The organism is Streptomyces macrolidinus (assembly GCF_023887685.1).
Taxonomy (GTDB): domain Bacteria; phylum Actinomycetota; class Actinomycetes; order Streptomycetales; family Streptomycetaceae; genus Streptomyces; species Streptomyces macrolidinus.
In genome coordinates, this window is record NZ_JAMWMR010000125.1 from 1 (window position 1) to 293 (window position 293).

Annotated in this window: 1 protein-coding gene; it reads left to right on the forward strand. The window is 71.0% G+C overall.

Annotated features, from left to right (window positions below; all coding sequences use genetic code 11):
• Positions 1-293, forward strand: a 293-nt coding sequence (locus NGF19_RS30515; protein WP_252429192.1) for a CurL C-terminal domain-containing protein, incomplete at both ends; no start/stop codon positions are given.

Sequence of the window (293 nt, forward strand, 5' to 3'; positions counted from 1 at the left end):
CATCGGGATCGCCGCAGGGCGGCGTGCCGGTGCTGGTCTCGGCGAAGACCGAGGTGGCGTTGCGGGCTCAGGCGGCACGGTTGCTGCAGCACGTGGAGGCGGAAGCCGAGAAGGACGTGGCCGGGCTGGGCTTCTCATTGGCGACGACGCGTTCGGTGCTGGAGCACCGTGCGGTGGTGGTGGCTGGTGGTGAGGCCGAACTGCGGGAGGGTTTGCTGTCGTTGGCGGCTGGGGAGCCGCAGGGGGGTGTGGTCGTCGGGAGCGCGGTGTCCGGTGGTCGGGCGTTCCTGTTC